5 protein-coding genes and 3 pseudogenes are annotated in these 6564 nt (G+C 41.1%); 4 read left to right on the forward strand and 4 right to left on the reverse strand.

Annotated elements, in window-relative coordinates; translation table 11 throughout:
* Window positions 1-315: transposase (locus EKM83_RS12570; protein ID WP_164505681.1), on the forward strand; the 315-nt coding region annotated here is incomplete at its 5' end.
* A 239-nt stretch (window positions 316-554) separates the two neighbouring features.
* Here the strand turns inward: EKM83_RS12570 and EKM83_RS12575 are convergent.
* Complete coding sequence (locus EKM83_RS12575; protein ID WP_164505682.1) at window positions 555-878, reverse strand: helix-turn-helix domain-containing protein; 324 nt, start codon at window positions 876-878, stop codon at window positions 555-557.
* A 232-nt stretch (window positions 879-1110) separates the two neighbouring features.
* Between EKM83_RS12575 and EKM83_RS12580 the strand changes: the two genes are divergently transcribed.
* On the forward strand, window positions 1111-1815 hold the full coding sequence (locus tag EKM83_RS12580) for a hypothetical protein (protein WP_225418679.1): 705 nt from the start codon (window positions 1111-1113) through the stop codon (window positions 1813-1815).
* Between the two features lie 251 nt (window positions 1816-2066).
* On the opposite strand, the pseudogene EKM83_RS12585 reads toward EKM83_RS12580, so the two are convergent.
* Window positions 2067-2522, reverse strand: a pseudogene (locus EKM83_RS12585) (transposase); the annotation flags it as partial.
* 67 nt (window positions 2523-2589) lie between these two features.
* On the opposite strand from EKM83_RS12585, the pseudogene EKM83_RS12590 reads away from it, so the two are divergent.
* A pseudogene (locus EKM83_RS12590) lies at window positions 2590-3326 on the forward strand (IS5 family transposase).
* A 587-nt stretch (window positions 3327-3913) separates the two neighbouring features.
* Entirely contained in the window at window positions 3914-4996 is a 1083-nt protein-coding gene (xerS, locus tag EKM83_RS12595; RefSeq protein WP_125577907.1) for a tyrosine recombinase XerS, read from the forward strand.
* Between the two features lie 208 nt (window positions 4997-5204).
* On the opposite strand, the gene EKM83_RS12600 is transcribed toward xerS, so the two are convergent.
* Window positions 5205-6335 (reverse strand): GGDEF domain-containing protein, encoded by a 1131-nt coding sequence (locus EKM83_RS12600; RefSeq protein ID WP_125577909.1) that lies wholly within the window; start codon window positions 6333-6335, stop codon window positions 5205-5207.
* A gap of 111 nt (window positions 6336-6446) precedes the next feature.
* Window positions 6447-6564, reverse strand: a pseudogene (locus EKM83_RS12605) (IS30 family transposase); the annotation flags it as partial.

A 6564-nucleotide genomic window follows, 5' to 3' on the forward strand; every position in this document is an offset into this window, starting at 1 on the left:
ACTTACTTCTCAGCCCATGACCTCGTAGAAGCTATTCGTAATCGTGACTATACAGCTTTTATTAAGGCCTTAGAAGAAGTCGAGAACGTTAGTCCTCAACTTCTAACAACCATCAAAACCTTTATTCATAAAAAGCAATTCATCAAGAACATGACAACCTGTTCACTCTCCAACGGGCCAATCGAGGGTGTGAACCGTAAAATTAAACAGATCAAACGCACCGCTTACGGCTACCGCAACTGGACCAACTTCCACTATAGAATACAGATTGAATTTAATATCCGGGTCCAAAAAAGAGGCCCAATTCGTAAGTAAATTGAACCTCTCAAATTCTCCCCATCAACACCGGTTGACAAAGAGCCGTTAAAAACTTGTTCGTTAAAGGGAGGTTGTTGAATTTTGATTGTCATGTTCAATCACTCCAGTCGTTTGATGTTATAATCACTTTATCACACCTGCAAAGAAGCTTCAATTCTTTAAGGGTTTTAAGTTTCTTTACGTCTAACTTTCAAGTTTTCAAAAATAGAAATGTTTATGGAACTTTGGAACAAGCGTTAGATGAATGCCATTATCAAAGCATGTCCAATTAAAGTTCCAAGGCATCCAAAAATTAAGAATGTTTTGAGGGAAGAATTTGGTTCATTCCCTATTTTTGAAATAGAGTTCTTTTTCCGATCTTCTACGCCCAACAATAATGAATCTATCGTTACATTGTATAGTGAGCTTAACTTGATTAATTTTTCAATATCAGGATACCCACGATCATTTTCCCATCTGGAAATTGATTGTCGTGAAATATTCAAGTGATTACTGACGTCCTCTTGCGACATTTGATTTGACGTACGTGCTTCCCGTAGGTTCTTTCCGATAGCGTTCATAATGACCTTCCTCCGTAAAATAAATTCCATTTGGCCTATACCATTTTATCATGAAACATTCGTGGATTATTTTACCGTCTCTTTACGTTTTACTCCTACGTAAATTTGAAGTTTACATGCCGAAACTTAGATGAAGCGTAAAACAATCGGTTCTTTCTAAATTGAATTAAGTTAGGTAATCTTGGAATTGTTGATCCGGATCAACGAAAAATATAAGGTGGAGTTATAAAACATGAATATTAAAAAGAGTAGTGTCATTTTAATGACAGTTTTTTCGTTATCGGGTATCATAGTTCCAACAACCCAATCTTTAGCTGCTACAACTGAGCAACAATCTTCAAACAGATCGTCTCAAAATAATCCAGTTCCACTAGCATTACGTGGGTTGAAAGTAAGAGTCCATGTTAATGATAATTGGAAGAAATTAAGTGAAGAGGCCCGCAAAGTTACTGCACAATCTGTCTTAATTACACCTGAACAGGAAAAAGCAAAATATCAAGAATTGATTGCTAAGTATGATGGAGCCCAGATCGATTATAATATCGAAGATGAGGCTGATCATGCACAAGCCCGAGGTCGTTCGTTTTCTGAGAAATTTGTCAATGGAGGTCTGAATGATTTTGCTTACAAAAAATCCGGTTTGGCCGATTTACGTTCATATTATGGTAAAACTGCGCTCTCTCTTAAAGGGCTAGGGGCAACCTCTGGCGCGGCTGCAGGAGCGGCTGCTGGTTTTCTGGGGTCTGCTGTTGGTGCACTAGTTGGCATGGTTGGCGGTACTGTAATCGGAGGCCATTTTGATGAGGCGCAAAGAGACATGAAAAAATGGATTTCTAAGGGGTCTTCAAAAGGTGGATGTCGTGTCACGGCCACTGATGAATTCCCAATTGCAAGTTTGGGATCTCAGAAACAAACGAATATCAGAAAACTAAAATAGGTGAAGTAATTTGAATTTTTTAACAATCTTAGGCATATTTGGGGCTGTCTTTGCAATCTTAATTGCAATCGTTCGAGTATATCGTAAGAAATTTAATCAAACAACGTGTTTGAGTGTAATCGTACTTTTTTTATTTAGCTTGTTTGTAGTGTATTGGTCATTTTAAAAGAGTGTCACTAAAGGTTGAAAGCACCAAAACAGCCCTCTGACCATGGTGTGATTGGGCTGGAGTCAATAAAATTAGTTCATTTTCATCTCGGAGCCTTATCTAGTAATGCAATTAAGTTACTGGGTAAGGCTTTTACAAATTCAGCGAAAATCACATTCAAAACGTCTTCACTCATGTCTAGTTTTTTAGCTATACCAGTTAAGGTTTTCATCAACCAACTTAAAGCATTAACAAATTTTATATCTGGTAAGGGCCGACTATAATCATAAAATAGGTCGCCGTAAGTTCGAGCATCTGAGTTTTCTCGTTGTGCCAAAGCTAAAATATCGTATCCCATTATAACGACTGCCATGTGGCCGCAAAGACCGTCATAACTTTGAATCTGGGTGTGATCAAACTGAAGGTATTGCTTGGCCACCTTGAAATAGCCTTCAATCTGCCAACGACGAGCATACATCTGAATAATTTCTTGCGGATGAAGTCCAGTTTTAGTGGTGCCTAGAACTAGATAATCGTTGGCAGACCCCTTTTTCGTAACAAGACTAGGGTCTGTTCCTAAACATTAATTTCTGGTATACTCCATCAAAAAAGGATTGGAGTACATCATGACTATACCAAAGCGCTATGAACTAACTGATGAACAGTGGGAACGCATTGCGCCAATGTTCCCAGCTTATCGTACGGAATCTTATGGCTGATGCGTAGCGGAGCGGCTTGGCGCGATGTTCCTGAACGTTATGGTCACTGGAAAGCTATTTATAGCCGTTTTCGTCGCTGGTCAGATTCTGGTCTTTTCCTCAAAATATTTGAAGAACTTTCCCAAGATCCAGATATGGAAAATATCAGTTTGGATTCAACCAGTATTCGCGTTTATCAAAAAGCTACCGGTGCTAAAAAAAACGCCGTCAACGCGGAATCTAAACAACTCATAGGTCGAAGCCGTGGTGGCCTTACCATTAAGGTCCATGCACTAGTGGATGGACTGGGGAACCCACTTAAGTTCTTACTTTCTGGTGGTCAGATCCACGATAGTATTGCGGCACCTGAACTGCTTGAAATGGTTAATTTAACCAACGTAAATGTGATTGCCGATAAAGCCTATTGAGCCGAAAAGATAAGAGAACAAATCAATTCATCTCAAGGAACCTATACCATTCCACCAAAATCGAATGTCAAGAACCCTTGGGACTGTGATTACGTCACTTACTGTGAACGTCATTTGATTGAAGACTTCTTCAACCAAATGAAGAACTTTAGACTCTTCTCAACACGCTACGATAAGCTAGCTACCAGCTTTCTATCAACCGTACACATTTGCGCTATTATGATTTTACTGAAGTAGTTTGGGGACAGACCCTAGTAACATCAAAAAGTAGTAGGTAATTAACAGGATACAAATTTCAAACTTTGCGTAAAATATCAATTTTACGCAAAGTTTGATATAATGTTTTTAGAAGCGTGACGAAAATGGCTGGATCAACTTGAATTATATGTTTATCACTTTCAGACACTTCAAGACAGCATGAAAAAAAACATGTCCATCAAAAGCAACGAACGCGTGATTAGAATGCGTCTCTAAGCTCTGCACATTTTATATTTTTCTGAATCGGAATTGAAATTATGATTGACTCTCTTTATATTATTTGCCCATACTGCGGAGCAATTAATTTCAATAATGGCATTAATTATCATGAAAATTTTCCAACGCGGTGTACTGTTTGTGATGAAAAATTCGATGTAATTTCTCGACAAATTAAAAACTGATACGTTGGAAGCTTCAAAGTCTAAGGAAAACGACCACAAAACTATTTATAGCGGCTCTGTGATCGAAGCAATTTTTCATCTTGAACTTTGCGTAAAAAAGTTTTACTACGCAAACTTCTATGTGGCAAATGACTTAAATTAATACAACATTCGAGGTATCAAGATATGAGAAAAGATGATTATGAACGTAATAACGACAAGATGATTGCGGGGTTGCCTAGTTTTGTAAGAGACTACTATAATGCCAAGCGGAGCATTCCCTTGGCCCCTACCACGCTTTACACCTATTTAAACGCACTCGTTCGATTTTTTGATTGGTTACGGGCCACAAAAGTAACAGACGCCCCTTCTAATCAAAGCATCCCCCTGGACACTTTAGATCAGCTTCACCTAGCTGATGCTGAACTTTACAAAGCAGACCTGCTAAATCGTAGTAACCAAAACGATTTAAACTCAGATCGAAATTTATCGAGAAGCTATGTGGATATAAACCTATCTGCTTTAAAGTCTCTTTTTCGGTATCTGGCCGTGGACTCTGAAGGACCCGATGGACGTCCTTTTATGCAACGCAATGTCATGGAAAAAATACCTCTAGTTAAAAATAACAAAACTCTTCAGCAACACAGCAAGGAAATTGAGCACCAGCTATTAGTTGATGGTGAGGACATCAGCTTCATGGAATACGTCGATCATCAATACGAAAATGGAATCGACGCTCACCAACAATCTTATTTCAAGAATACCAAGGTACGTGATCTGGCCATTTTGGCCACCTTTCTATCCAGCGGTATTCGACTCTCGGAATTATGCAATTTAGATCTGAGGAAAGTCCATATAGAAAACCCTAACGAACCCTCCATCACGGTTATTCGCAAAGGTGGTAACACCGACACCGTTTACATGCGGACAACGTTCTTGGATTATATTCAGCAATATTTAGACGTGCGTGAGCACTTATTCCCGGGGGCTGAAGATTGCCCTGCTATGTTTATATCGTCCCGTGGCGGAAGGATAAACCGCATTTCCACACGTACAGTAGAGACAATGGTGGCTAAATATTCTAAGGCGTACGGGAAGCCATTCCATCCTCACTCGCTCAGACACAGCGTTGCTAGCGAGTTATACAAGAAAACCGGCGGCAAGGAGCAAGTGGTTAGACTACAACTAGGGCACACATCGACCTCTGCAGTCAAATTATATGAAAATATCGAAAAAAACGAGCAGTTATCATCAATTCGAGATCTTTAAAACAAAACCATAGCCTTCAAGTTGTAATTCCATAAATTGTATTGCATTATTACGACATTCAGGTAAGGCGCTTACAAACTTCAGCTACCGAATTCAAATTGAATTCAAGATCAAAGTACAAAACAGGCCCATTTTGTAAATGAACCGAGCTCCTAAAAGTATCACCATCAACACCCATTGATAAAGAGCCGATTTTTATGAAATGGCGCTAACCAAACGTGACTTGGTCGCGACCGTTGCGTTTCGAGAAGTACAGGCTCTGGTCCGCCCGGCGATAAACGTCGAGTTGGCCCTGGTCCGCCGTTTGTAACTGCGTGACGCCCACCGAAATACTGACGTGAATATCATGACCGTTGTGCTTAAAATCCGCCTCGCGGACCCCGTCAGCAATCGCTTGAACGTGGGCCTTGGCTTGGTCAGTGGTGTAGTTGTTGAAGAGAATCGTGAACTCCTCACCACCCGTACGGTAGAGGTGCAGGTGGGGGTCGATTTCCTGGAGCTGCATGCTGATCAACGCAGCGGTATGGCTCAGCACGTAGTCACCGGTCAAATGACCGTAAGTGTCATTAACGTGCTTGAAGTGGTCGATATCAAAGAGCATCAGCGTCAGCGGTTGGGCAGTAATTTTGCTGCGTTGGAATAGTTCACCGAAGTCATTTTTAAAAGCAAAATAATTTTTGACCTTCGTCAGTTCATCGTAGTTGGTGGTGTACGTCAACTGGGCGAGGGTGGCCGCACCGCTCATCAAGGAGTCTACGTAAACGTACATAATCGTGAGAATGAAGAAACTGAAAAGTAGTTCCCAGAGTACCAGTGGCGTCGAGAGGCTCAGTCGTTTGCCAATCACACCCCAGAGAATCGTTGACCCGGCCAGTGAAGCTAACGTGTAGTCCAGGTAGTCCACCCAGCTATGGTGCCGGTGGGTCCGAACCACGCTCATCACGTAGAAGAGGCCGACCAACACGATGGCGTACAGCCACGACAGGAAGTAGGCGAAGGTGCCGTTGACGCTCATGAAGAGCAGCACGGCGACCGCTAATTCCCAGAAATGAATATTCAGCTGTAAGAAATAACTGACGAAGACAATCGCGAATATTTGAAAATTGATAAAGACCCAGCTATTGGCGGTCCCATTGACGGCCAGCTGCACGCCTAAGTTTAACAGCACCATGTAGATAACACCCACGTTGGTGCGAATCTTAACGGCGTCGACGTGGCGGCCGTGCTTCTTGAACCAGCGAATGATTTGGTTCGTGAGGAACCAATAGAGGGTCAACACGCCCAGCAAGAAGAATAAGCTGGTGATTGCGGGGGTAACAAACCATTGAGACCAGGTCATTGCTAAACGCCTTCCCATCTAGTATCAGGTCAGACTGATACCTTATTTAAATATATGTTAACGCTATACAATTATGATTACGGCAGATTGCAAGAAATAACTTGAACGAATTTAATGACGTAAATTAAGCAAGAAGATCTCGATTGGTGTATGCCAATTAAGACATTTAAGTGGCCGTGAATTCAGATACCAATTGATTTGAACCAGTTGGTAATCACTTAGTTCTTCA

This window comes from Levilactobacillus angrenensis, assembly GCF_003946085.1.
GTDB classification, from domain to species: domain Bacteria; phylum Bacillota; class Bacilli; order Lactobacillales; family Lactobacillaceae; genus Levilactobacillus; species Levilactobacillus angrenensis.

Coding starts and splice junctions, on each gene's coding strand:
- EKM83_RS12580 (WP_225418679.1), top strand. CDS start 1,111: ATGAATATTAAAAAGAGTAGTGTCATTTTAATGACAGTTTTTTCGTTA.
- xerS (WP_125577907.1), top strand. CDS start 3,914: ATGAGAAAAGATGATTATGAACGTAATAACGACAAGATGATTGCGGGG.
- EKM83_RS12600 (WP_125577909.1), bottom strand. CDS start 6,335: ATGACCTGGTCTCAATGGTTTGTTACCCCCGCAATCACCAGCTTATTC.
- EKM83_RS12575 (WP_164505682.1), bottom strand. CDS start 878: ATGAACGCTATCGGAAAGAACCTACGGGAAGCACGTACGTCAAATCAA.